The organism is Paucilactobacillus salsurae, from assembly GCF_054784995.1.
In genome coordinates this window covers 127832-148884 of record NZ_BAAHWX010000004.1, presented here as the reverse complement: position 1 = coordinate 148884, position 21053 = coordinate 127832, and the positions used below count along the sequence as shown (strand labels likewise).

The following is a 21053-nucleotide window of genomic DNA, read 5'->3' as shown; positions in this document are numbered from 1 at the left end:
TTCCTGTTGATGGATTACCCAACATGGTAATCTGTTAGCAGGATTTTTTAGATTTAAAACAAAAAGAGGCCCAAAAGTCTCTTGCCTAAAACCCTACCCGCTACAGTATCATTTTAAGTATCTAAGTGACAGGTTTCTGTATGATTATAGATATAGTTCGTGAGGCTATGGTGCTGGGGTATAGCTTACTTAAAAGCCCTTTATATAACGGTTATACGATCGTAAGAACCTAGTAAAGCTTATGGAGAGCCTTACTAAACCTGACCTTATTTTTACTGTACAACCTCATAAAACCAAAGGCGAAAAACCTAACAAAACCCAACATCAAAAAAAGCTTTATCGTAATCACAATATGACGTACAATCCACTTAACAAGATAGTGGGAGAATTAGTAATAGGCCTAATAAGAGAGTTGAGCACATAGTTGAATTAGCAACAAGTCCAATATGATAGGAGCTGTTTTCCATGATTCCATTACCATCCAGCGTAAACCCGAATGAAGTAAAGTTTGTAAATGGTGAGCTAGTATTTACCATTGAAAATCCTACCAACGAACAAATAAAAGACCTTGAACAATTTAATAAAGATTTGGTTATTGAAGATGAAAGAAAAAGGCTACCATATTTATAAGTTATTGATTCCCATTCCTATAGAAAGGGGTAATTGAAAATGGGTAAAAAGCCGTATTCTGACTCAAGATGGCATGATTATCCACCACTTAGCAACCTAGGCGAACCAGACTGGGGACTGAGTGAAGAAGAAAAAGCAAAACGCAGAAAATTTTTAGATGAAATACATGTTCACTTTTTAGGCAAACATATTCAAGAAAGTGAAATACCAGACAATTTAAAAGCTAATAACTAAATTCATATCTTTTGCGAAGTTACATCACGCAACATAATTAATTAGGAGGTAGATACTATGTTTTATTCTGAAGATGGAGCTACTGACTACCTAGATTCAGCATTAAATAATTATGAACGTAAATTTAATGATAGTTTTCCAATTTATGAGTATTTAGAAATTACCAGAGCAGACACAAAATATGATTTTTCAATTAAAGGGTGTAAAGAATTGGCTAAATTCATTGAAGAATGTATTAAAACTAATAAACCTGTAATAAAACCAGACGGATACGACCTACGAAAATACTAAATATGAGAAATGAGGCCGTAAACAATAATTCAAAAAAATACACTTTTGTCTTCTGGCTCGGGTGGATTTAGTGGTTTTCCACTTTCGATTGCCTGTTTAATTAACATTTCTAATTCTTCAGGCTTGTAATTATAAACTGGAACACCACTATGAAATTTCAAAACATATTCTTTAAGAAGTTCATCAAATTTATCCATCAACTATCACCTTTCCTCAATTCATCAAACATATTTTAAACATTATTATATAAAAAAACGCACCTTTTACTAACAAAGGTACGCTTAACTACTCGCCAGCCGTGTTTATTTAATATGTGTTTAGACTTAATAGACACTTTTTAAAAACAGTCCCTTAAATAGTCCCATTTTATACAAATTATATGCACTGTAAAAAAATAGAATCGCTATAATCCTTTGGTAACAAGGAAATTAGCGACTCAGTAAAAAGTATAAAAAGCCTAAAATTGGGTATACTGGGCTCGAACCAGTAAATTACGGATTCAGAGTCCGCTGCCTTACCAATTTGGCGAATACCCAAAAATATGTCGTTCGTTTAACGAACACATTAATTATACAGAATCGTAAATTGACAATCAACCAGAATTTAAAAAGAGCTCAATAAGAATATGAATTACGTGCCTAATCTACTCAAAATTTGTTACAATGTACTCGGCATATTGAGATAAGGAGAGAGAGCTAAGCATGGCAAGTAATTCTGATTCGATTTATCACGTTTTGACTCAGATGGTTGCGCATCCTGAAAAAGTGGTGGCAGAACCGTTAGAGTATACGAACGTGATTACTTTTAGTATTCCTGATACAACCAAAGTTGGCGATCCGGATATTTATTTTCCTGATCAAAAGTTGATGGTCAACCGTTTAACACCAGATTTTGTGGCTAAAAACGGTGATTTACTCGATTATTTTTACAAATTTACGAAACAAGAAATACCTAATTATCATGATGTCTGGGTGACAACATCTCATATTCTTGATAAAAAATCGTATTTAGTTGAATTGTCCTATGAATAGGGCGAGATCGCAGTAATCAATATTGACAGACCGAGCTTTTTATCTGTATACTGGTTATTGTATTTTTGCCCGCTGGTCAAATTGGTTAAGACGTCGCCCTCTCAAGGCGGAGTTACGGGTTCGATCCCCGTGCGGGTGATTCTCAGGCTTTCAGAGTATTCTGAAAGCCTTTTTTGTTAGGCATTTTTCTAATTTATGAAAGCGCTTTTATGTTAAAATGGGCATGAATCCAATAATAGAAAGGTGCTTAAACTATGTCAGTTGATTACAATCAGAAGATGTCGGACCTAAATGAGTCATATAAGAAGGTTTTTGGTGCAACAGGAGAAGCTGGTGCTGGCTTTCGCCAAGTCCACGCGACTGCAGTTGCCGATGGTGCATTAGATTCGAAAACAAAGGAATTAATGGCTGTGGCCGTTTCAATCTCCATTCGTTGTGAGGGGTGCATCACAGACCACATGTACAATGCAGTCAAGGCTGGTGCAACTAAAGAAGAAATCGATGAAACTGTTCAAGTAGCAATGATGATGAGCGGTGGCCCAGGTGTTATCTATGGTGGTATGGCATTAGAAGCAGCCGAAACATTTTTAACGAATAAATAAAGTAAGAGACCTGGAAAATTTTCCAGGCCTCTTTTTTTGGTACGACATTAATAAAATTGTGAATTAACAATTGTAGTAATAATTGCTGCAAAAAAGAAAATATATAAAAGTACACCGGCAATCGCAATAATGAATTGAAATAAACCTGCCCGATTCCAAGTTGCTTGAACGGCTTTGAATGTTTCGACATCCCGATAGTTACCGTTTTCCCAAGCCCATTCGTTGCCTTTAAACCCGCAAACAAATATCCAAACGATGTTGAAAACGGGGATTAAACAAAGTAGTGGTAAGTACGATTTATTGCCAAGGCCCCAAAAAATATTGTACATGAACGCACCCCAGTTCCAGCCTTTGACGCCGTCTGGAACAACTTTACTATTTTCATCCATGAAGAATCCTCCCTAAGTGTCAGCTTTTAGAGTCGTCAGTATTTGGACATGTTGTTATCGTTATTATCTCAATTTTTAATTATTAACACAATAACTGATATTAAATATTCGAATAATCAAAATGTCATCTCCATTAAATTTAGATGAGACTAGTGGTGACGGCCACTAAATTTGCAATAAATGACTTAATTATCTAAAGTCCCCTTGACAGATGCGGTCAATATGACTAGACTTTTATTAAATTCTTATTAGAAAATGAGAATTCAATACATATATTACGGAGGCAGATAACATGGCAAAAGCACCGAAACCATCAGAAATTGATTGGAATAACTTAGGATTTGAATATATGGATCTTCCATATCGTTACATTGCCCATTATAAGGATGGCAAATGGGATGCAGGAGAAATGTCAGAAGACGGCACATTACATATTAGTGAAGCAGCAACGTCATTACACTATGGTCAAGCTGACTTTGAAGGTTTAAAAGCATATCGAACAAAAGACGGTTCTGTTCAATTATTCCGTCCAGATCAAAATGCCGCTCGTATGACTAACAGTTCAAAACGGCTCTTAATGCCACCATTTCCAGAAGACCGTTTCGTAGAAGCAGTTAAAAAAGTTGCTAAAGCAAACGAAGATTACGTTCCTCCATATGGTAGTGATGGGACATTATACATTCGTCCACTCTTAATTGGTGTTGGTGGCACAATTGGTGTTCACCCAGCCCCAGAATATATCTTCACAGTCTTTGCAATGCCCGTTGGTGCCTACTACAAAGGCGGCGTGACACCAACTAACTTCACGACATCATATTATGACCGTGCTGCACCTCATGGTACTGGTCAAGCAAAAGTTGGTGGTAACTACGGTGGTAGTATGTTACCAGGTGAAGAAGCTCATAGTGCAGGTTACTCAGATGTTATTTATCTTGATCCAGCCACTCATACTAAGATTGAAGAAGCTGGTTCAGCAAACTTCTTCGGTATTACCAAAGACAACAAGTTCGTGACACCTAAGTCAGAATCAATTTTACCAAGTATCACTAAGAAGTCATTACTTTACTTAGCAGAACATGAACTGGGCATGGAAGTTGAAGAAGGCGACGTCTTTATCGATGATTTGGATCGCTTTACTGAAGCTGGTGCAATGGGAACTGCTGCTGTTATTGCTCCAATTGGCGGTATCGAATACAAAGATAAGTTACACACTTTCTATTCACAAACTGAAGTTGGACCTAAGACACAAAAATTGTATGACACATTAACAGGAATCCAATTTGGTGAAATTGAAGGACCTAAGGGTTGGATTCAAAAAATTGATTAATTCATGATTTGCAACTACAAACTACAAAAGCTGGCTATCTCAAGATAGTCAGCTTTTTTTGTCACTTCGACAATCAAATCAACCACTTAGGCAATTGCTCTTTTTTTGAAATAGTAAATGTGCTTTAATAAATGTTGCGAAAAACAACATGTGATTAACATTTTCGATTTACATTCGTGGTGGATTGTGGGATAATCCATTTTGCTTTGTGTGAAATGTCGGAAATTAATGTAACTGTTAATAAAAATGAATGTGGGGGAACTTGATTATGGTCCTAAAAGCAATTGGTAAATATAAATTGCTCGTGACTGCTGCAGTACTAACCATGCTGTTGCAAGTTGGGGCTGCCCTTTGGCAACCTAGTTATATGAAGAAAATTTTGAGTGTCATGGCAGACATGTCGTTATCAACGTCAGGTAAAGTTGATAAGATTAGCCAGTTTGGTGTTGCACTCATTGTCGTTGCCGTAATTGGTTTAATTGGCTCTATTTTAAATACAATTACTGCAGCTAAAATTGCACAGGCCGTTTCTGCTGACCTGCGTGAAAGTACGTTTCGAAAAATTCAAAAATTTTCTTATGAAGATATTGAAAAATTTAAATCTGAAAATTTAGTTGTCCGTATGACTAATGATATCAACCAAATTCAGATGTTATTAATGATGGTCTTCCAAGTCTTAATTCGCGTCCCACTTTTATTTGTGGGGGCGTTTATTCTCTCTATTATTACGATGCCCCGTCTATGGTGGATTATTGTAATTATGGTGGTCTTGATTGCAATCGTGACTGGTCTTTCGATGGGCTCCATGGGACCTCACTTTATGGCATTCCAAAAATTAATGGATCGCATTAATGGGATTGCTAAGGATAACCTGCGTGGTGCGCGGGTAGTTAAATCATTTGTGCAAGAGGAAAATCAGGCCAAAAAGTTTGATCACGAATCAGATGACTTATTGGGTCATAATTTGGCCGTTGGTTACACTTTCTCAACGATGGTGCCAGCATTCACTATTATTTCTCAACTAGCTATTTTTGGAGCTATTTTATTAGTCTCAACATTCATCACTAAATCGCCTTCATATGCGCAAGATCAATTAGGGGGCATCATGTCCTTTATTCAATACATGATGCAAATCATGTTTGCCATTATTATGGGTGGAATGATGTCAATGTTCGCCTCACGTGGACTTGTTTCCATGGGCCGGATTAAAGAAGTGCTCGATACCAAAGTATCGATGCAATTTACCACTGACAAAGTTGAAGATCTTGATGGCTTTATTGAATTTGATGATGTGTCATTTTCATATCCAAATGATGAACAACCAACGTTAAAAGATATTAACTTCAAGATTCAACCAGGCCAAGTTGTTGGTGTGGTTGGGGCAACAGGTGCCGGTAAATCAACATTAGCCCAGCTGATACCGCGATTATTTGACCCAACTTCTGGAACGGTCAAAGTCGGTGGCAAGAACTTAAAGGACGTCTCACAAGGGACGTTAAAGAAAACAATTTCAATTGTTTTGCAAAAGGCCATTCTCTTTTCTGGGACGATTGCGGGAAACTTGAAGCAAGGTAAACCGGATGCGTCTCAACAAGACATGGATCGCGCAGCGCGCATTGCGCAAGCTGCTGAGTTTATTGACCGCTTACCAGAAGGCTATGATGCCCAAGTTGAAGAGCGTGGTAACAACTTCTCTGGTGGTCAAAAACAACGGATGTCTATTACCCGTGGTGTCATTAAAGAACCCAAGATTTTGATTCTTGATGATTCTACATCCGCATTGGATGCCCGTTCTGAAAAACTGGTTCAAGATGCCTTTAATCAAGATTTGAAATCGACTACGACAGTGATTATTGCCCAAAAGATTTCATCAGTGGTTCACGCTGATACAATTTTGGTACTGGACGAAGGCCGTTTAGTTGGTCAAGGAACCCATCAAGAACTAGTGCAAAATTCAGATGTTTATCGTCAAATTTACGATACTCAAAAAGCAAAGGAGGACTAACAAATGAATGATACGAAACGTGCGATTAAATTTTTCTATCTCTATTTAAAGAAATATAAATTACAATTTTTAGTGATTGCATTATTCATTTTTGTAGCCACTTATTTGCAAGTTGAAGCACCCGTTGTAATGGGAAATGGAATCACTCACTTAACCACTTATGTGACTGATTTCTTTACTCATCAACATGCACCAGAAGCAATGAAAGCTTTGAAGAAAATGGCCAACGGGGCTGCCCAATCAAAAGATAGTCTAAAAACAATTGCCAATCAGTTAAGTCAAGCGAGCGGACATCAAATTGCATGGTCAACGCTGACTGACTCTAATGTGCCGCAACAAGTGTTAGACAAGTTACCAAAGGGAACCACCATTCATAGCCTCCAACAAATGGCTCAAATGCCAACTAATTGGAAGCATTTAACTGACAGTAACGTTCCTGCAAATATTCTTGCGACACTACCAAAAGGCACAACGATTCATACACTGCATCAAGCAGCGGTGTCTGCACCGGCAAGTAAAGCCACGTTCTTTGCGTCGATGTGGAAACTGTTTGCCTTTTATATCATGACTGGGGTTGCTCAGTTAATTTATACGATCTTGTTTACCCGAATCGTGGCCCATTCAACAAATAGAATGCGTAAAGGTTTGTTTGGCAAACTTGAACGAATGACCATTGCCTATTTTGATAGTCATGAAGATGGTGATATTTTAGCTCGCTTCACATCTGATTTAGATAATATTCAAAATACGTTGAACCAGGCGGCAGTTAACGTTACCACCAACGTGGCCTTGTTTATCGGGATTATCATTATGATTTTCCACAAAAACGTCAGCATGGCTTGGGTAACTGTTTCAACAACGCCCGTCGCTGTGTTATGTGCGATCTTCATCATTATTCAAGCTAAGCGCTACACTGACCGACAACAATCAGAAGTCGGTGTCTTGAACGCTTATATGGATGAAAAGATTTCTGGTCAAAAGGCAATCATCGTTGAAGGCCAACAACAAGAAGCAATTGATGGGTTTGTGGAACGCAATGAAAAGGTTCAAAAATCAACCTTTGGTGCTCAAGCTTGGTCAGGAATGATTTTCCCATTGATGAATGGGTTCTCACTTTTGACCACTGCGTTAGTGATTTTTTACGGTACGAAAATTGCCTTAAATGATCATTCAATGTCAACGGCCGTAGCACTGGGACTTGTAGTCACATTTATTCAATATGCCCAACAATATTACAATCCAATCATGCAGATTTCATCATCATTTGGTCAGTTACAATTGGCCGTTACGGGTGCAACTCGTCTGAACATGATGTTTGATGAACCTGAAGAAATCAGACCAGAAAATGGTAAGTCATTTGATAACATTGATGCTGGTATTCAGATTGAACACGTTGATTTTGGTTATCAACCAGATAAACCGATCTTAAAAGATGTCAATATTGATGTTAAGAAGGGTGAAATGGTGGCGTTAGTTGGACCAACCGGTTCTGGAAAGACAACGGTCATGAACTTAATGAACCGTTTCTACGATGTCGACAGTGGTGTGATTAAGTATAATGGCACAGATATTCGTGAGTACGATTTAGATAGTTTGAGATCAAACGTTGGAATTGTGCTGCAAGAATCTGTCTTATTTAATGGCACAATTGCTGAAAACATTGCCTTTGGAAAACCAGAAGCGACAATGGATGAAATTATCACAGTTGCGAAAACAACTCATATTCATGATTTCATTGAAAGCTTGCCTGACAAATATGAAACTCACGTTGATGACAACAATTCTGTCTTTTCCGTTGGTCAAAAACAACAAATTTCAATTGCCAGAACGATCTTAACTGATCCTGAAATTTTAATTTTAGACGAAGCCACATCAAACGTGGACACGGTGACAGAACAACAAATTCAATACGCGATGGAAGCAGCGATTGCCGGCAGAACGTCATTCGTGATTGCCCATCGATTGAAAACCATCCTCAACGCCGACAAGATTGTCGTCTTAAAAGACGGTCAAGTCATTGAAGAAGGCACGCACCATCAATTGGTAGAACAGGGCGGCTTTTATGCTGAGTTGTATCATAATCAATTTGTATTTGAATAAACGGAGTGCGGAGAAAGCCGGGTAGTCTACGAGGATTAACGTGCTAAAAGTGAAATCCCTGGTTTTGGGATTTTGCTTTTAGCAGGTTAACCGGAATAGACTGGCTTTCGGAGCCGATTCAGTCAATATAACAGTAAAACCAAAAGAGCAAATTAAGGACTAATCTTAATTTGCTCTTTTTAGCATCAAATAAATTGACAACACCCCCTAAACAGGAGTAATTTATAAAGTCGTTAGGTACCTAATCTATTTAGAATTGAGATGACAACATGACGTCAGAATACGGCAACATTTCCCGCGAGATGTTTGAATTTACCATTTTAATGCGCCGCCTCGGCATGAAAACAATGCATGGCCAACAAGGCATTCATCATGGTAAGGGTCATGTCCTGAATGTGCTGGCGCACCAGGACGATCTTTCCCAAGCTGAATTATCCAAACAAATTGGCATTCGGCCAGCTTCATTAACGGACTTATTAGAAAAAATGGAAAAAGATCAATTGGTGAACCGCACAAAAGACCCACAGGATCGTCGTGTCAGTCGGGTGACATTATCACCGCGAGGTCGCGAAATTATTAATCAAAATCAAGAGATTCATCGTAAAGTCGATGAAATGGTTTATAGCGGTTTAACACAGACAGAAGTCGCTGAACTGGATCGCATTCTCAAAAAATTATTAGCGTCATTACACCAAAACGATGACTTGTCACCGATGGAATTTCATCAGTTTTGGTCAGATCAACAAAAAAAGTGGGGTGAGTCACACAATGATTAGAATTGCACGTAAAAATTTAGTGTGGTGGGCTGTCGTCGCAGCTGTTTTATTTCTAGTTGTGCAAGCTAGTTGCGATTTATATTTGCCAACCATCACCTCTGATTTAATTGATAAAGGGATCGCTCAAAATAACCAAAGTTACATCTGGCAACAAGGGCTTAAAATGATGATTGTGTCGATTATTGGATTGTTAGCTGCCGCAGGAAATGTTTACTTTGCGGCTACTCAATCAATGAAGGTCGGTCAAAAATTACGTAGCCAAATGTTTAGCAAAGTTGTTAATTTCTCTAGTCGTGAATTCACTGATTTTGGGGATGCTTCTTTAATTACGCGTTCTACTAATGACATTGTTCAGATTCAAAACGTGATGGTCACGATGCTGCGGATGATGTTTCAATCACCGATTATGTTAATTGCTGCCGGTTTTTTAGCGTACAACCGGGAACCAAAATTAACTGAAATTTTTGCGGTAGCTTTACCACTGCTTGCAATTGCGGTGATTGGAATCATGTATTTTGCAGTGCCGTTATTTAAGAGTATTCAAAAAAAGACTGATCGCATTAACCTGGTCTTTCGTGAAGGATTAACTGGCGTGCGTGTGATTCGTGCCTTCAATCAAGATCACTTTGAACAAGATCGGTTTGATGGTGCCAACAAAGATTACACGCAAACAGCCACAAAAGCCTATGTGATTACCTCATTTATGTTCCCCATCATGACGTTAATTCTTAGCGCCTCAAACATTGGCATTATTTGGATGGGCGGGCACATGATTGCCAATATGCAAATGCAAGTTGGTAATTTGGTGGCCTTCATGACCTACGCAACGCAAATTTTGATGAGCTTTATGATGTTATCAATGGTCTTTGTCTTTGTTCCCCGTGCTTCAGCATCTGCTGCCCGAATTAATGCAGTTTTGGATCGCAAAAGTACCGTTGCCGATGCCACTGGTGATCAATTAGTAGCTTTTGATACAACTAAGCCAGCTTCATTAGAATTTCAAGATGTCAGTTTCCGCTATCGTGGTGCTGAACAATTAGCCTTGCAAGATGTTAATTTTAAAGTCCATGGCGGTCAAACTTTGGCAATCATTGGTGGTACAGGCTCAGGTAAATCAACGTTTGTCAATTTGATTCCCCGTCTTTTTAATGTCGACGAAGGGACAGTGCTCGTGAACGATCAACCAATTGATCATATTTCTCAGCACGACTTACACGACGCCGTTTCAATTACGCAACAAAAAGCGGTGTTGTTTAAAGGAACCATTCGGTCGAACCTCCAATATGGAAATGCCGATGCCACAGATGACGAAATGTGGCATGCACTAGAAGTTGCCCAAGCAAAAGACTTTGTTGAAGAACAAGGTGGATTAGACATGGTGGTCGAACAAGATGGTGACAACTTCTCTGGTGGCCAACGACAACGTTTGGCGATTGCGCGAACGGTCATTAAACAAGCCTCTATTTATGTATTCGATGATTCCTTTTCAGCACTTGACTTTAAGACCGATGCTCAATTGCGTCTGGCCTTAAAAGAAGATCAAGATTTGAATCAGGCAGTCACGGTAATTGTGGCGCAACGCGTATCCACAGTTGCTAATGCTGATTTGATCTTAGTCTTAGAAAATGGCCGAGTGGTCGGTCAAGGGACGCATCAAGAACTTAAACAAAACAATGCCACTTACCGTCAAATTGTCGAGTCACAAATTCGGGAAGGAGATGAGACACATGCATAATCGTGGTGGAAGACGACAAAAAGGAACAGTTGAAAAACCGCATAATTTTTGGGCAACTACTTGGCGACTGTTTGCCTACATGAAAAAATGGATTCCTGGGGTCATTATGTCAGTGATTTTAGCCACTATTTCTGTCTTACTCTCAATTAACGCTCCTAAAATTCTCGGACAAGCAACCACCGAAATTTATTCTGGCGTGATGAGTGGGTATCGCCAAATGAAATTAGGCGTCCATCTCACCAAACTACCAATTGATTTTGATAAAATTTTGCATATCATGATTGTTGTTGCGCTTTTATATGGTTTGTCTTCATTGTTTAGTGTGATTCAACAAATTGTGATGACTAAAATTTCACAACGTGTCGTGTATCAACTCAGAAAAGACTTCAAAGCCAAAATGCAACGCGTTCCGGTGAGTTATTATGACACCCATTCTAATGGTGACATTATGAGCCGGGCTGTCAATGATATGGATAACATTGCTGGTACCCTGCAGCAAAGTTTGATTCAAATTGTGACGAGTGCCCTCACTTTTATCGGGGTATTGTATATCATGCTAACGATTAGCTGGAAACTAACGTTAGTGGCTCTGATTACAGTACCACTGAGTTTATTGGTGGTCGGGGTGATTGCACCACGGTCACAAAAATTATTTAGTAAGCAACAAACCAGTTTGGGCTTATTAAACGATCAAGTCGAAGAAACCTATGCGGGTCATACGGTTGTTAAAACCTTTAATCATGAACAAGAGGCAACCGCCAATTTTGAAACCCAAAATGCCAGTTACTATAAAGCTGCTTGGAAGGCCCAATTTTTCTCAACTTTGATTTTTCCAATGATGAACTTCATTAAAAACCTCGACTACTTAATGGTCGCTGTCTTAGGAACAATTCAAGTTGCCAATGGTCAAATTACACTTGGGAATGTCCAAGCTTTCTTGCAGTACACTAATCAATTTTCACAACCTATCACTCAGATTGCGAACCTAACTAATACGATTCAAGCAACGATTGCCTCTGCGGAGCGAATCTTTGCCGTGTTAGACGAACCAGAAATGATTGAAACCACGCAAAAACTGCCGTCTAAAGAAGCAAACGGGGTAAAGGTTGAATTTGATAACGTTCAGTTTAGTTATGATGAAAATCCGCTAATTAAAGATTTCACCTTGCAAGCGCAAGATAACCATATGGTCGCCATCGTCGGGCCAACTGGTGCTGGGAAAACAACGATGATTAACTTGTTGGAGCGTTTTTATGACATTAATGACGGTCATATTTTCTTAGATGGTCAAGAAACACGAAGTATGTCGCGTGACCAATTACGGTCTCATTTTGCAATGGTTTTGCAAGATACGTGGCTATTTACCGGTACCATTTACGATAATATTTGTTACGGTAAAAAAGACGCTACTGAAGAAGAAGTGTATGCTGCGGCCCGCGCTGCTCATGCAGATGAATTTATTCGCCAGTTACCAGAGGGCTATCAAACCGTGTTGGATGAATCAGCGTCTAACATTTCACAGGGGCAACGCCAGTTACTGACAATCGCCCGGGCCTTTGTCGCCGATCCTGAAATTTTGATTTTAGATGAAGCGACTAGCTCAGTCGACACGAGAACCGAAACTTTGATTCAAAAAGCCATGAATAAGTTGCAAAGCAATCGAACTAGCTTTGTGGTGGCTCACCGGTTGTCGACAATTCGGAATGCAGAAAATATTATTGTGATGGATCACGGTCAGATTGTGGAAACAGGTAATCATGATCAGCTAATGAATAAAAAAGGTTTTTATGCTGATTTGTATAATAGCCAGTTTTTAGGCAATCAAATTTAGTGTTAAAATGGCGCTATGAAAAAGTTTACGCAAACAATTGAATTACTCCATGGCCTTGTCGAACGAGACCGGGTTCCCGGGGTGTCCTACACGATTTTTACGCCTGATTTCTATCAGCGTGAAGTCTTTGGCGAAGCGATGGTGGAACCGACCCATCAACCACTCTGGAATGATGCGTTGTATGATGTGGCTTCGTTGACCAAGGTAGTGGGCACCACAACGGTAATTTTGATGTTGGTTCAGTCTGGCCAATTACGGTTGGATGATCCCATCCAAAAATATTTACCAACGTTTCAAGATTCCCGAGTCACGGTGTTACATCTATTAACCCATACATCTGGCATTACGGGCTATATCAAGAATCGTAACGAATTACCATCGAATGAATTGACACAGGCATTATTAAATCTGCAAGTGGGTGATGATTTTAATCGCCACGTTAAATATGCTGATATTGGCTTCATTTATTTGGGTTGGATTATTGAAACTTTTTACCAGCAGCCAGTTCAAACAGTGATCACTAACGAGGTCTTAAAGCCATTAGGATTAAGGAAAACAACCTTTGCACCTGATCCACAACAGTGTGTGCCAACAGAAATTCAAGCTAAACGAGGATTGATTCGCGGTGTCGTCCATGATCCCAAAGCCTACATTTTAGGCGAACATTGTGGCTGCGCCGGGCTGTTCAGTGATTTATCAGATTTAGAGCAGTTTTCAAGAAGTTTTTTAACCAGTAATTTAGGCGGTTTACCATACTGGTTACACGGGTACTTGGTTAATCTTAGATAAAGTGCGGCAAGCTGGCTTTATCATGTTATCCAATCGCGTACATCCGACGGTGAATGAAACCTTTATTGAACGGCGTAGTCAAATTGTTCAGACATTTTTACACGAATTAAATCAAACAAATTAAAAAAAGGTTATGACGATGGTCATAACCTTTTTGTGATTTAAAATGTTGGTTGAATTTCTAATTGCGCTTGTTGCTCAAAATCAACTTCTGGATATTTATTGTGTAATGCTGTTAAAATCATCCGTTTAGCAAGTTCACCATTTCTGGTCAAAATTGGACCATGAAAATAAGAACAATAGACGTTTTTGTAGATGGCACCTTCAGAATCATCCTGGTCATTATTACCATGACCTTCAAGCACTTTACCCAGTGGGCGTTCACCTTCACCGAGGAAGGTCATGCCATTATGATTTTCAAAGCCGTGATAGACTTCGTTAGTGTCTTCATTTTTAATGGTAATGTCGCCAATGAAACGGTTGTGATCTTGACTGAGGGTGTAGTGATCCAAAACACCGATACCAGGAATTTTTTCGCCATCCGCACCAATGTAGTAGTGGCCAAGTAATTGAAAACCGCCACAAATGGCTAACATGGGTTTGCCATCGTTAATAAAACGGGCAATGGCGTCTTTTTTCTTCGGAATATCACGCGACACAATCATTTGTTCGTAATCTTGACCACCGCCGAAAAAGGCAATATCGTAATCCTGATCATTAAAGTCATTTTCAATGCTGACAACAGTTGTATCGATTTCGGTATCCATTTGCGCTGCGTAATATTGCAGTGCCAAGATGTTACCGACGTCACCGTAAGTGTTTAATAAATCACCATACAAATGTGCCAGATGTAATGAATAGCTTGCCATTATGCATCCATTCCTTCCTTAATGAAGCCTTGGTCGGCTAGTTGTTTGCGTAATTGTAACACAGCTGTGTAAGTTGCCAAAACATAAACCTTTTTCGTTGGTAATTGATCGATTTTTTTAATCACATTACTTAATGATGGTTCGATATCAATGTCAGTAAAGCCAGCGACTTTCAAGCGGAAAGTGATGTCTTTATACCGTTCGCCACCGGTCATGATTTTGGGAATGTCATGTTCTTTTAACTTTTCGAAATTACCATCCCAAATCCAACTGGTATCAATACCGTCAGCGTAGTTAGCATTGAGTAAGGCAACGAACGAGAAGGGATCTTTATCGGTGAGGATCATATCCAGGACTTGATTTAGACCCACTGGGTTCTTTACTAAAATCAACGTTACTTGTTTATCATGCACCTGAATCATTTCTTGGCGACCAAAGACCTTTTTATCTGAGGTAAAGGCTTGTTCAATTTGTTCTTTAGAAACATCCAGAAAACGCCCTAAAGCATACGCAGCTAATGCATTATAAATATTGTACAAACCACCAATTTGAATCTTATATTGAAACCCATCGATGCTAAATGTTGAATCTGTAGGGGTCATTTCATCTAATGAAGTGACTTGATAAGTTAACTCTGGGCGTTTGAAACCACAATTAGGACAGAAATAATCACCCAGGTTACCGTAAGTAATAAAACCAAAGTGTAAAATGTGGTTACATTTTGGACATAACACACCATCGGTATTAGCAGGGGCTTTGATGTCTTTTGCTTCTGTGTGATTAAAGCCGTAATAAATAACCGGATTGGGTAATTCTTTGGAGTTGAAAATTTGTGCATCACCATTGGCAATAATCGTAGCTTCTGGTGCGTTTTTCACACCAGCTAGAATCTTATCGTAGGTGGTGTAGATTTCGCCATAGCGGTCCATTTGATCACGAAAAAGATTGGTGAACACAAACGCAATTGGTTTGATGTATTTAGTGACGAACACAACGTTTGCTTCATCGACTTCTAAGACGGCTAATGTCTTACCATTTTTCGATTTTTTACCAGTAATAAATGTAGTCACAATCCCTTGTTCCATGTTTGAACCAGTAGGATTAGTGAGCACATAATCGTATTTTTGTTGTAAGACACGAACACTGAGGGCGGTCGTCAGCGTTTTACCGTTTGTTCCGGTAATAATCACCACGTCATACGCTTCGCCAAAAGTTTTTAGAATTTGTGGATCGAGAGTTGTTGTGATGCGACCAGGCAAAGAGCTGCCGCCATGCATAAAATTATGTAAAAACCAATAACTTGATTTGCCGGCTAAGATTGCCAGTGAACTTCTGATCGACATGAAAAATCCTCCAAATAGTTATACTACTAATTTAATAATAAGCTTGTTTGTTCACGAAACTTTATTCTATCTTGAATTTAGCAAAAAAGAAAGAAATTGCGTCGATTCTTTAAAATAATTCAAACTACTTTCAGAACTAAATATTCACATTAATCTTAAATTTCGCTATACTATATAAGAATATGCAGAGAAAAGGTGAAAAACGTGGCCCAATTATTTTTTAAGTACGGTGCAATGAACTCTGGTAAGTCCATTGAAATTTTAAAAGTGGCACATAATTATGAAGAACAAGGTAAGTCGGTCGTGATTTTTACGAGTGGGTTGGATACCCGTGCTGGCGTTGGTGTAATTGAAAGCCGCATCGGCTTGAAACGCGACGCCTTACCAATCAAAGATGACACTGATGTGTTTGAGTACGTTAAGCAAAACGACGCAGACGCCGCGTGTGTGTTGATTGATGAAGCCCAGTTTCTTCAAAAAAAACATATCTTACAATTAACGAAAATCGTTGATGAACTGAACATTCCAGTCATGACTTTTGGACTTAAGAACGATTTTCAAAATCACCTTTTTGAAGGCTCACAAAATCTTTTAATTTATGCTGATAAATTAGAAGAAATGAAAACCATTTGCTGGTTTTGCAAGAAAAAGGCAACCATGAATTTAAGAATTCATGATGGTCAGCCTGTTTATGAAGGCGAACAAGTGATGATTGGTGGCAATGAATCCTATTATCCAGTTTGCCGACGACACTATTTTGATCCCAAACTGTAAAGTGAGGCACACTAACTAATGGATGAAATTTTTGACAAATTACAAGCGGTAGCCGATCGGTATGATGAATTAAATGAATTGATCAGTGATCCTGATGTTATCGCAGATACGCAACGCTTCATGAAGTTATCAAAAGAAGAAGGTGGCTTGCGTGAAACGGTTGAAAAATATAACCAATATAAAAAAGTCACCCAACAGATTAAAGATGACGAAGAGTTGTTGCGTGAAAAACTAGATCCAGAAATGGAAGAATTGACTAAGGATGAATTATCCGAGTCAAAAGAACAACAAGAACAATTGGAACAAGAACTCCGTATTTTGCTCTTACCTCAAGATCCTAATGATGACAAAAACATTATCATGGAAATTCATGGTGCTGCTGGTGGAGATGAAGCAAGTCTGTTTGCGGCTGACCTTTTTGAAATGTACACCCGCTATGCTGAAAAACAAAACTGGCAAATTGAAGTGGTCGACAAAAGTGATACTGAAGTCGGTGGCTTTAAAGAAATCGTCTTGATGATTACGGGCGACAAAGTCTATTCTAAATTGAAGTATGAAAACGGGGCACACCGTGTGCAACGGGTGCCCGTGACTGAATCGGCTGGTCGGGTGCATACGTCAACAGCCACAGTCGGTGTTATGCCGGAAGCTGAAGATGTTGATATCGATATTGATCCAAAAGATATTCGTACCGATGTGTACCGTTCATCTGGTGCCGGTGGTCAGCATATTAACAAGACGTCTTCTGCTGTACGAATGACGCATTTGCCAACCGGAATTGTGGTCGCTATGCAAGATGAACGTTCACAACAACAAAACCGGGCCAAGGCAATGCAAATTTTGCGCGCGCGGGTTTATGATTACTACTCACAAAAAGAACAAAGTGAATATGACCAACAACGTAAAACCGCAGTTGGAACGGGTGACCGTTCCGAACGAATTCGGACATATAATTATCCACAAAACCGGGTTACCGATCACCGTATCGGTTTAACCTTGAATAAACTAGATCGCATCATGAACGGTGAATTAGATGAAATCATCGATGCGCTGGTAATTGCTGACCAAACAGAAAAAATGGAGCAATTAAGAAATGAATAGTGTGACTTATCAAGAAGCCCTAAAATGGGCTTCTTTGCATATTGCGGATCAACAGATTGACCCCAGTGCACCGCAATTTATTTTATTAGCCAGACATCACTGGTCACTAACCACCTACCTGATTCATCAGCGTGATGTCATGCCGCCAGCCGAATGGGCAAGCTTTCAAGCTGATATTGAACGGTTATTGAAATTTGAACCTGCTCAATATATTGTTGGTGCAGCACCATTTTTAGGACGCGAATTTATCGTTAATCACGATGTTTTAATTCCGGAAAGTGAAACTGAAGAACTGGTAGAATGGGTGCTCCAAACATTCAATCAAGCACCAATTCGTGTGTTAGATTTAGGAACAGGTAGCGGTGTGATTGGTATCACGTTGAAATTGGAACGACCAAACTGGGAAGTTGTGGCGTCAGATATTTCGTCAGCTGCATTAGCAGTTGCGCAACAAAATGCCCAAAACCTGCAAGCAGATGTGACCTATGTGCAGAGTGATTTATTTGAGCACTTGAATGAACAACGTTTTGATGTGATTGTCACAAATCCACCCTACATTGCCCAAAGTGAGCGTGACGTGATGGATCGTAGTGTTTTAGAATATGAACCAGAGATTGCTTTATTTGCCGATCAAAATGGGTTAGGATTTTACGAGCGTCTATTCTCAGAACTGTTGAACCATGTAACACCTGATGGTCAGTTATTTGGCGAAGTGGGGTATGCGCAACGGCAACCAATTATTGAATTATTTAAAAAACATTTTGCTAATGCGACGATTCAAACCAGAAATGATCTCAGCGATAATATGCGGATGATTCGTGGTTTTGAATTTAAGAAAGGAGACATGTAATTTTGGAAACACAATTATTTACCACCGCACAAATTGATCAAGCAGCTGCCGCCATTAATGCAGGTGAGTTGGTCGCTTTTCCAACTGAAACGGTATACGGCTTAGGTGCCGATGCCACTAATGAAACTGCGGTCAAAAAAGTGTATCAGGCTAAGGGACGTCCCAGTGACAATCCACTGATTGTACACATTGCTTCAGTAGCTACCGTTAAAAAATACGCCGCTGAAATTTCACCGGCAGCCCACCAACTAATGAAACAATTTTGGCCAGGCTCGTTGACGATGATTTTTAAGTTAAAACCAGGCGCCTTTTCCAAAACGGTGACGGGTGGTTTAACCACTGCAGCATTCCGGTTTCCAGATAACCAAGCCACCCTTGATTTGATCACCACCAGTGGTGTGCCGTTGGTAGGGCCTTCTGCCAATACTTCTGGTAAACCAAGCCCAACAACCGCGCAACATGTCTATCATGACTTAAACGGCAGGATTGCTGGTATTTTAGATGACGGTCCAACCAAGGTTGGCGTCGAGTCAACTGTTTTAGATATGTCGACTGACCAACCCGTCATCTTACGTCCAGGAGCAGTGACCAAAGCACAAATTGAGGCTGTGATTGGGTCGATTGAAAATAACCACCATCAAGTTGGCAAAAATGAGACACCGAAAGCGCCCGGCATGAAATACAAACACTATGCGCCAAAAGCACAGGTATACATTGTCGACCATCCAAGCGATTGGCAATTGGTACCTGGTTGGGTGGCCAATCAATCAGCAACCGTTGGTGTGATGGCCACTGATGATGTTTTACAAAAATTATCATTACCTGATAACGCAGAAGTCTTTTCATTAGGACAAGATATTTCAACGGCGAGTCATTTATTATTTGCCGGCCTGCGATATTTTGATGATCAACCACAAGTGCAACAAATTTTAACGCAAGGCTTTGCGAATGAAGGCCTTGGCGTGGCGTATATGAATCGTTTGAACAAGTCAGCCGGTCAGACTCATTTTGATGCACAAGCTGATTAATATCTTTTAAAAGCCAGTTCAGCTAAACTATTAGTATTACGACAAAAAAGGAGTGACCCCTATGAATTATAAAGGACAAGACCCAGCACTATGGCAAGCAATTCACCATGAAGAACAACGGCAATTAGATACGATTGAATTAATTGCTTCAGAAAATATTGTTTCTGATGCTGTTCGTGAAGCGCAAGGCTCAGTATTAACCAACAAATACGCTGAAGGTTATCCGGGTAAACGCTACTATGGTGGCTGCCAATATATTGATCAAGTGGAACAATTAGCGATTGATCATGCGAAAGAATTATTTGGTGCCGAATATGTGAATGTTCAACCCCATTCAGGTTCACAGGCCAATATGGCAACTTACCAGGCCTTTTTGAAACCTGGCGATACGATTTTGGGGATGGGTCTCGATGCCGGGGGCCATTTAACTCATGGTGCCAAGGTTAACTTTAGTGGGAAACTCTACAAAACATATGGTTACAGTTTAAATCCTGAAACTGAACAGTTGGATTATGATGCAATTGCTAAGCAAGCAAAAGAAGTTCAACCACAAATGATCGTGGCAGGTGCTTCAGCTTACAGTCGCACAATTGATTGGCAAAAGTTTCGTGAAATTGCAGATTCCGTTGGTGCCTATCTAATGGTAGATATGGCGCACATTGCGGGGTTAGTTGCTACCGGATTGCATCCTAGCCCAGTAGGTATTGCAGATGTCGTCACAACGACAACGCATAAAACATTGCGTGGTCCACGTGGTGGTATGATTTTGGGCCAAGAAAAATATGCGAAGAAAATTCGCTCGGCTGTTTTCCCAGGTACTCAAGGAGGTCCATTAGAGCACGTGATTGCTGGTAAGGCACAGGCCTTCTATGAAGATCTGCAACCAGAATTTACAACTTACAGCAAGCAAATTATTGCTAATGCTAAAGCAATGGCAGACGTATTCCAAGCTAGCGACAATGTTCACGTAGTTTCAGGTGGTACCGATAATCATTTGTTTACGATTGATATTTCGGCAACTGATTTAAACGGCCAACAATTACAAGATTTATTAGATGGTATTAACATCACAGCCAACAAAGAGTCAGTGCCAAATGAACAATTAAGTCCAATGGTGACAAGTGGTTTACGAATTGGCACACCGGCAATTACCAGTCGGGGTCTTAAAGAAGACGACGCCAAACAAGTTGCTGAACTGATTTTGGCAGTCATTGCTAATCATGATGATGCGGCTAAGATGGCTGAAATTAAGCAACAAGTCCATGAATTAACGACAAAATATCCAATCCAATAAAAATTTCATGAGAATTTGAATTTATCAAACCAAACCAGCTGGATTTTGGTACAA

Annotated in this window: 19 protein-coding genes, 2 tRNA genes and 2 pseudogenes; 18 read left to right on the top strand and 5 right to left on the bottom strand. The window is 39.6% G+C overall.

Annotation, left to right across the window (positions count from 1 at the left end):
• Positions 1 to 465 precede the first annotated feature (465 nt).
• Genes ACYVQZ_RS05670 through ACYVQZ_RS05660 form a run of 3 tightly spaced genes read left to right on the top strand, consistent with a single transcriptional unit; the run spans position 466 to position 1155 of the window.
• The gene (locus ACYVQZ_RS05670; RefSeq protein ID WP_461240435.1) at positions 466 to 630 is read left to right on the top strand and encodes a hypothetical protein; all 165 of its coding nucleotides are present in this window, start codon (positions 466 to 468) and stop codon (positions 628 to 630) included.
• Positions 631 to 669: 39 nt separating this feature from the next.
• Positions 670 to 864, top strand: coding sequence for a hypothetical protein (locus ACYVQZ_RS05665; RefSeq protein ID WP_461240434.1), 195 nt, complete (start codon positions 670 to 672; stop codon positions 862 to 864).
• 57 nt (positions 865 to 921) lie between these two features.
• Entirely contained in the window at positions 922 to 1155 is a 234-nt protein-coding gene (locus tag ACYVQZ_RS05660) for a hypothetical protein (RefSeq protein WP_461240433.1), read from the top strand.
• Positions 1156 to 1184: 29 nt separating this feature from the next.
• Here the strand turns inward: ACYVQZ_RS05660 and ACYVQZ_RS05655 are convergent, their stop codons facing one another.
• Together ACYVQZ_RS05655 and ACYVQZ_RS05650 are read right to left on the bottom strand one after the other, a co-directional pair.
• Positions 1185 to 1352: a hypothetical protein gene (locus ACYVQZ_RS05655; RefSeq protein WP_461240432.1), complete on the bottom strand. Its 168-nt coding sequence runs from the start codon at positions 1350 to 1352 to the stop codon at positions 1185 to 1187.
• Between the two features lie 266 nt (positions 1353 to 1618).
• Positions 1619 to 1691: transfer RNA gene (locus ACYVQZ_RS05650), tRNA-Gln, on the bottom strand.
• 165 nt (positions 1692 to 1856) lie between these two features.
• On the opposite strand from ACYVQZ_RS05650, the gene ACYVQZ_RS05645 reads away from it, so the two are divergent.
• From ACYVQZ_RS05645 to ACYVQZ_RS05635, 3 genes are all read left to right on the top strand, one after another.
• A complete protein-coding gene (locus tag ACYVQZ_RS05645; RefSeq protein WP_461240431.1) occupies positions 1857 to 2186 on the top strand; it encodes a hypothetical protein in 330 nt (109 codons plus the stop codon).
• A gap of 66 nt (positions 2187 to 2252) precedes the next feature.
• Positions 2253 to 2325: transfer RNA gene (locus tag ACYVQZ_RS05640), tRNA-Glu, on the top strand.
• A 115-nt stretch (positions 2326 to 2440) separates the two neighbouring features.
• Complete coding sequence (locus ACYVQZ_RS05635) at positions 2441 to 2788, top strand: carboxymuconolactone decarboxylase family protein (RefSeq protein WP_461240430.1); 348 nt, start codon at positions 2441 to 2443, stop codon at positions 2786 to 2788.
• Between the two features lie 47 nt (positions 2789 to 2835).
• Here the strand turns inward: ACYVQZ_RS05635 and ACYVQZ_RS05630 are convergent, their stop codons facing one another.
• Positions 2836 to 3177, bottom strand: a complete 342-nt coding sequence (locus ACYVQZ_RS05630) for a ribonuclease G (protein WP_461240429.1) — start codon at positions 3175 to 3177, stop codon at positions 2836 to 2838.
• 292 nt (positions 3178 to 3469) lie between these two features.
• Here ACYVQZ_RS05630 and ACYVQZ_RS05625 point away from each other — a divergent pair, with 292 nt between their 5' ends.
• From ACYVQZ_RS05625 to ACYVQZ_RS05595, 7 genes and pseudogenes are all read left to right on the top strand, one after another.
• Positions 3470 to 4504: a branched-chain amino acid aminotransferase gene (locus ACYVQZ_RS05625; RefSeq protein WP_461240428.1), complete on the top strand. Its 1035-nt coding sequence runs from the start codon at positions 3470 to 3472 to the stop codon at positions 4502 to 4504.
• A gap of 268 nt (positions 4505 to 4772) precedes the next feature.
• Positions 4773 to 6509 (top strand): ABC transporter ATP-binding protein, encoded by a 1737-nt coding sequence (locus ACYVQZ_RS05620; protein ID WP_461240427.1) that lies wholly within the window; start codon positions 4773 to 4775, stop codon positions 6507 to 6509.
• Positions 6510 to 7001: 492 nt separating this feature from the next.
• A pseudogene (locus ACYVQZ_RS05615) lies at positions 7002 to 8609 on the top strand (ABC transporter ATP-binding protein); the annotation flags it as partial.
• A 269-nt stretch (positions 8610 to 8878) separates the two neighbouring features.
• Positions 8879 to 9385, top strand: a complete 507-nt coding sequence (locus ACYVQZ_RS05610; protein ID WP_461240426.1) for a MarR family winged helix-turn-helix transcriptional regulator — start codon at positions 8879 to 8881, stop codon at positions 9383 to 9385.
• Complete coding sequence (locus ACYVQZ_RS05605) at positions 9378 to 11120, top strand: ABC transporter ATP-binding protein (protein WP_461240425.1); 1743 nt, start codon at positions 9378 to 9380, stop codon at positions 11118 to 11120. Before ACYVQZ_RS05610 ends, ACYVQZ_RS05605 begins: the two co-directional genes overlap by 8 nt.
• Positions 11113 to 12951: an ABC transporter ATP-binding protein gene (locus ACYVQZ_RS05600; RefSeq protein ID WP_461240424.1), complete on the top strand. Its 1839-nt coding sequence runs from the start codon at positions 11113 to 11115 to the stop codon at positions 12949 to 12951. Before ACYVQZ_RS05605 ends, ACYVQZ_RS05600 begins: the two co-directional genes overlap by 8 nt.
• A 15-nt stretch (positions 12952 to 12966) precedes the next feature.
• Positions 12967 to 13864, top strand: a pseudogene (locus tag ACYVQZ_RS05595) (serine hydrolase domain-containing protein).
• A gap of 37 nt (positions 13865 to 13901) precedes the next feature.
• Here the strand turns inward: ACYVQZ_RS05595 and ACYVQZ_RS05590 are convergent.
• Both ACYVQZ_RS05590 and ACYVQZ_RS05585 read right to left on the bottom strand, forming a co-directional pair.
• Entirely contained in the window at positions 13902 to 14609 is a 708-nt protein-coding gene (locus tag ACYVQZ_RS05590; RefSeq protein ID WP_461240423.1) for a type 1 glutamine amidotransferase, read from the bottom strand.
• The gene (locus tag ACYVQZ_RS05585; protein WP_461240422.1) at positions 14609 to 15952 is read right to left on the bottom strand and encodes a Mur ligase family protein; all 1344 of its coding nucleotides are present in this window, start codon (positions 15950 to 15952) and stop codon (positions 14609 to 14611) included. Before ACYVQZ_RS05585 ends, ACYVQZ_RS05590 begins: the two co-directional genes overlap by 1 nt.
• Positions 15953 to 16156: 204 nt before the next feature.
• On the opposite strand from ACYVQZ_RS05585, the gene ACYVQZ_RS05580 reads away from it, so the two are divergent.
• The 5 genes from ACYVQZ_RS05580 (at position 16157) to glyA (ending at position 20999) form a co-directional block, all read left to right on the top strand.
• The gene (locus tag ACYVQZ_RS05580; protein ID WP_461240421.1) at positions 16157 to 16726 is read left to right on the top strand and encodes a thymidine kinase; all 570 of its coding nucleotides are present in this window, start codon (positions 16157 to 16159) and stop codon (positions 16724 to 16726) included.
• A gap of 18 nt (positions 16727 to 16744) precedes the next feature.
• Positions 16745 to 17827, top strand: a complete 1083-nt coding sequence (gene prfA, locus ACYVQZ_RS05575; protein ID WP_461240420.1) for a peptide chain release factor 1 — start codon at positions 16745 to 16747, stop codon at positions 17825 to 17827.
• Positions 17820 to 18677: a peptide chain release factor N(5)-glutamine methyltransferase gene (prmC, locus tag ACYVQZ_RS05570; RefSeq protein WP_461240419.1), complete on the top strand. Its 858-nt coding sequence runs from the start codon at positions 17820 to 17822 to the stop codon at positions 18675 to 18677. Before prfA ends, prmC begins: the two co-directional genes overlap by 8 nt.
• Before the next feature lie 2 nt (positions 18678 to 18679).
• Positions 18680 to 19705: an L-threonylcarbamoyladenylate synthase gene (locus ACYVQZ_RS05565; protein WP_461240418.1), complete on the top strand. Its 1026-nt coding sequence runs from the start codon at positions 18680 to 18682 to the stop codon at positions 19703 to 19705.
• A gap of 61 nt (positions 19706 to 19766) precedes the next feature.
• Complete coding sequence (gene glyA / locus ACYVQZ_RS05560; protein WP_461240417.1) at positions 19767 to 20999, top strand: serine hydroxymethyltransferase; 1233 nt, start codon at positions 19767 to 19769, stop codon at positions 20997 to 20999.
• Positions 21000 to 21053 lie beyond the last annotated feature (54 nt).

Excerpts from the sequence above, each read along its gene's own strand:
- ACYVQZ_RS05670 (WP_461240435.1), top strand. The coding sequence starts at position 466 with ATGATTCCATTACCATCCAGCGTAAACCCGAATGAAGTAAAGTTTGTA.
- ACYVQZ_RS05665 (WP_461240434.1), top strand. The coding sequence starts at position 670 with ATGGGTAAAAAGCCGTATTCTGACTCAAGATGGCATGATTATCCACCA.
- ACYVQZ_RS05660 (WP_461240433.1), top strand. The coding sequence starts at position 922 with ATGTTTTATTCTGAAGATGGAGCTACTGACTACCTAGATTCAGCATTA.
- ACYVQZ_RS05655 (WP_461240432.1), bottom strand. The coding sequence starts at position 1,352 with ATGGATAAATTTGATGAACTTCTTAAAGAATATGTTTTGAAATTTCAT.
- ACYVQZ_RS05645 (WP_461240431.1), top strand. The coding sequence starts at position 1,857 with ATGGCAAGTAATTCTGATTCGATTTATCACGTTTTGACTCAGATGGTT.
- ACYVQZ_RS05635 (WP_461240430.1), top strand. The coding sequence starts at position 2,441 with ATGTCAGTTGATTACAATCAGAAGATGTCGGACCTAAATGAGTCATAT.
- ACYVQZ_RS05630 (WP_461240429.1), bottom strand. The coding sequence starts at position 3,177 with ATGGATGAAAATAGTAAAGTTGTTCCAGACGGCGTCAAAGGCTGGAAC.
- ACYVQZ_RS05625 (WP_461240428.1), top strand. The coding sequence starts at position 3,470 with ATGGCAAAAGCACCGAAACCATCAGAAATTGATTGGAATAACTTAGGA.
- ACYVQZ_RS05620 (WP_461240427.1), top strand. The coding sequence starts at position 4,773 with ATGGTCCTAAAAGCAATTGGTAAATATAAATTGCTCGTGACTGCTGCA.
- ACYVQZ_RS05610 (WP_461240426.1), top strand. The coding sequence starts at position 8,879 with ATGACGTCAGAATACGGCAACATTTCCCGCGAGATGTTTGAATTTACC.
- ACYVQZ_RS05605 (WP_461240425.1), top strand. The coding sequence starts at position 9,378 with ATGATTAGAATTGCACGTAAAAATTTAGTGTGGTGGGCTGTCGTCGCA.
- ACYVQZ_RS05600 (WP_461240424.1), top strand. The coding sequence starts at position 11,113 with ATGCATAATCGTGGTGGAAGACGACAAAAAGGAACAGTTGAAAAACCG.
- ACYVQZ_RS05590 (WP_461240423.1), bottom strand. The coding sequence starts at position 14,609 with ATGGCAAGCTATTCATTACATCTGGCACATTTGTATGGTGATTTATTA.
- ACYVQZ_RS05585 (WP_461240422.1), bottom strand. The coding sequence starts at position 15,952 with ATGTCGATCAGAAGTTCACTGGCAATCTTAGCCGGCAAATCAAGTTAT.
- prfA (WP_461240420.1), top strand. The coding sequence starts at position 16,745 with ATGGATGAAATTTTTGACAAATTACAAGCGGTAGCCGATCGGTATGAT.
- prmC (WP_461240419.1), top strand. The coding sequence starts at position 17,820 with ATGAATAGTGTGACTTATCAAGAAGCCCTAAAATGGGCTTCTTTGCAT.
- glyA (WP_461240417.1), top strand. The coding sequence starts at position 19,767 with ATGAATTATAAAGGACAAGACCCAGCACTATGGCAAGCAATTCACCAT.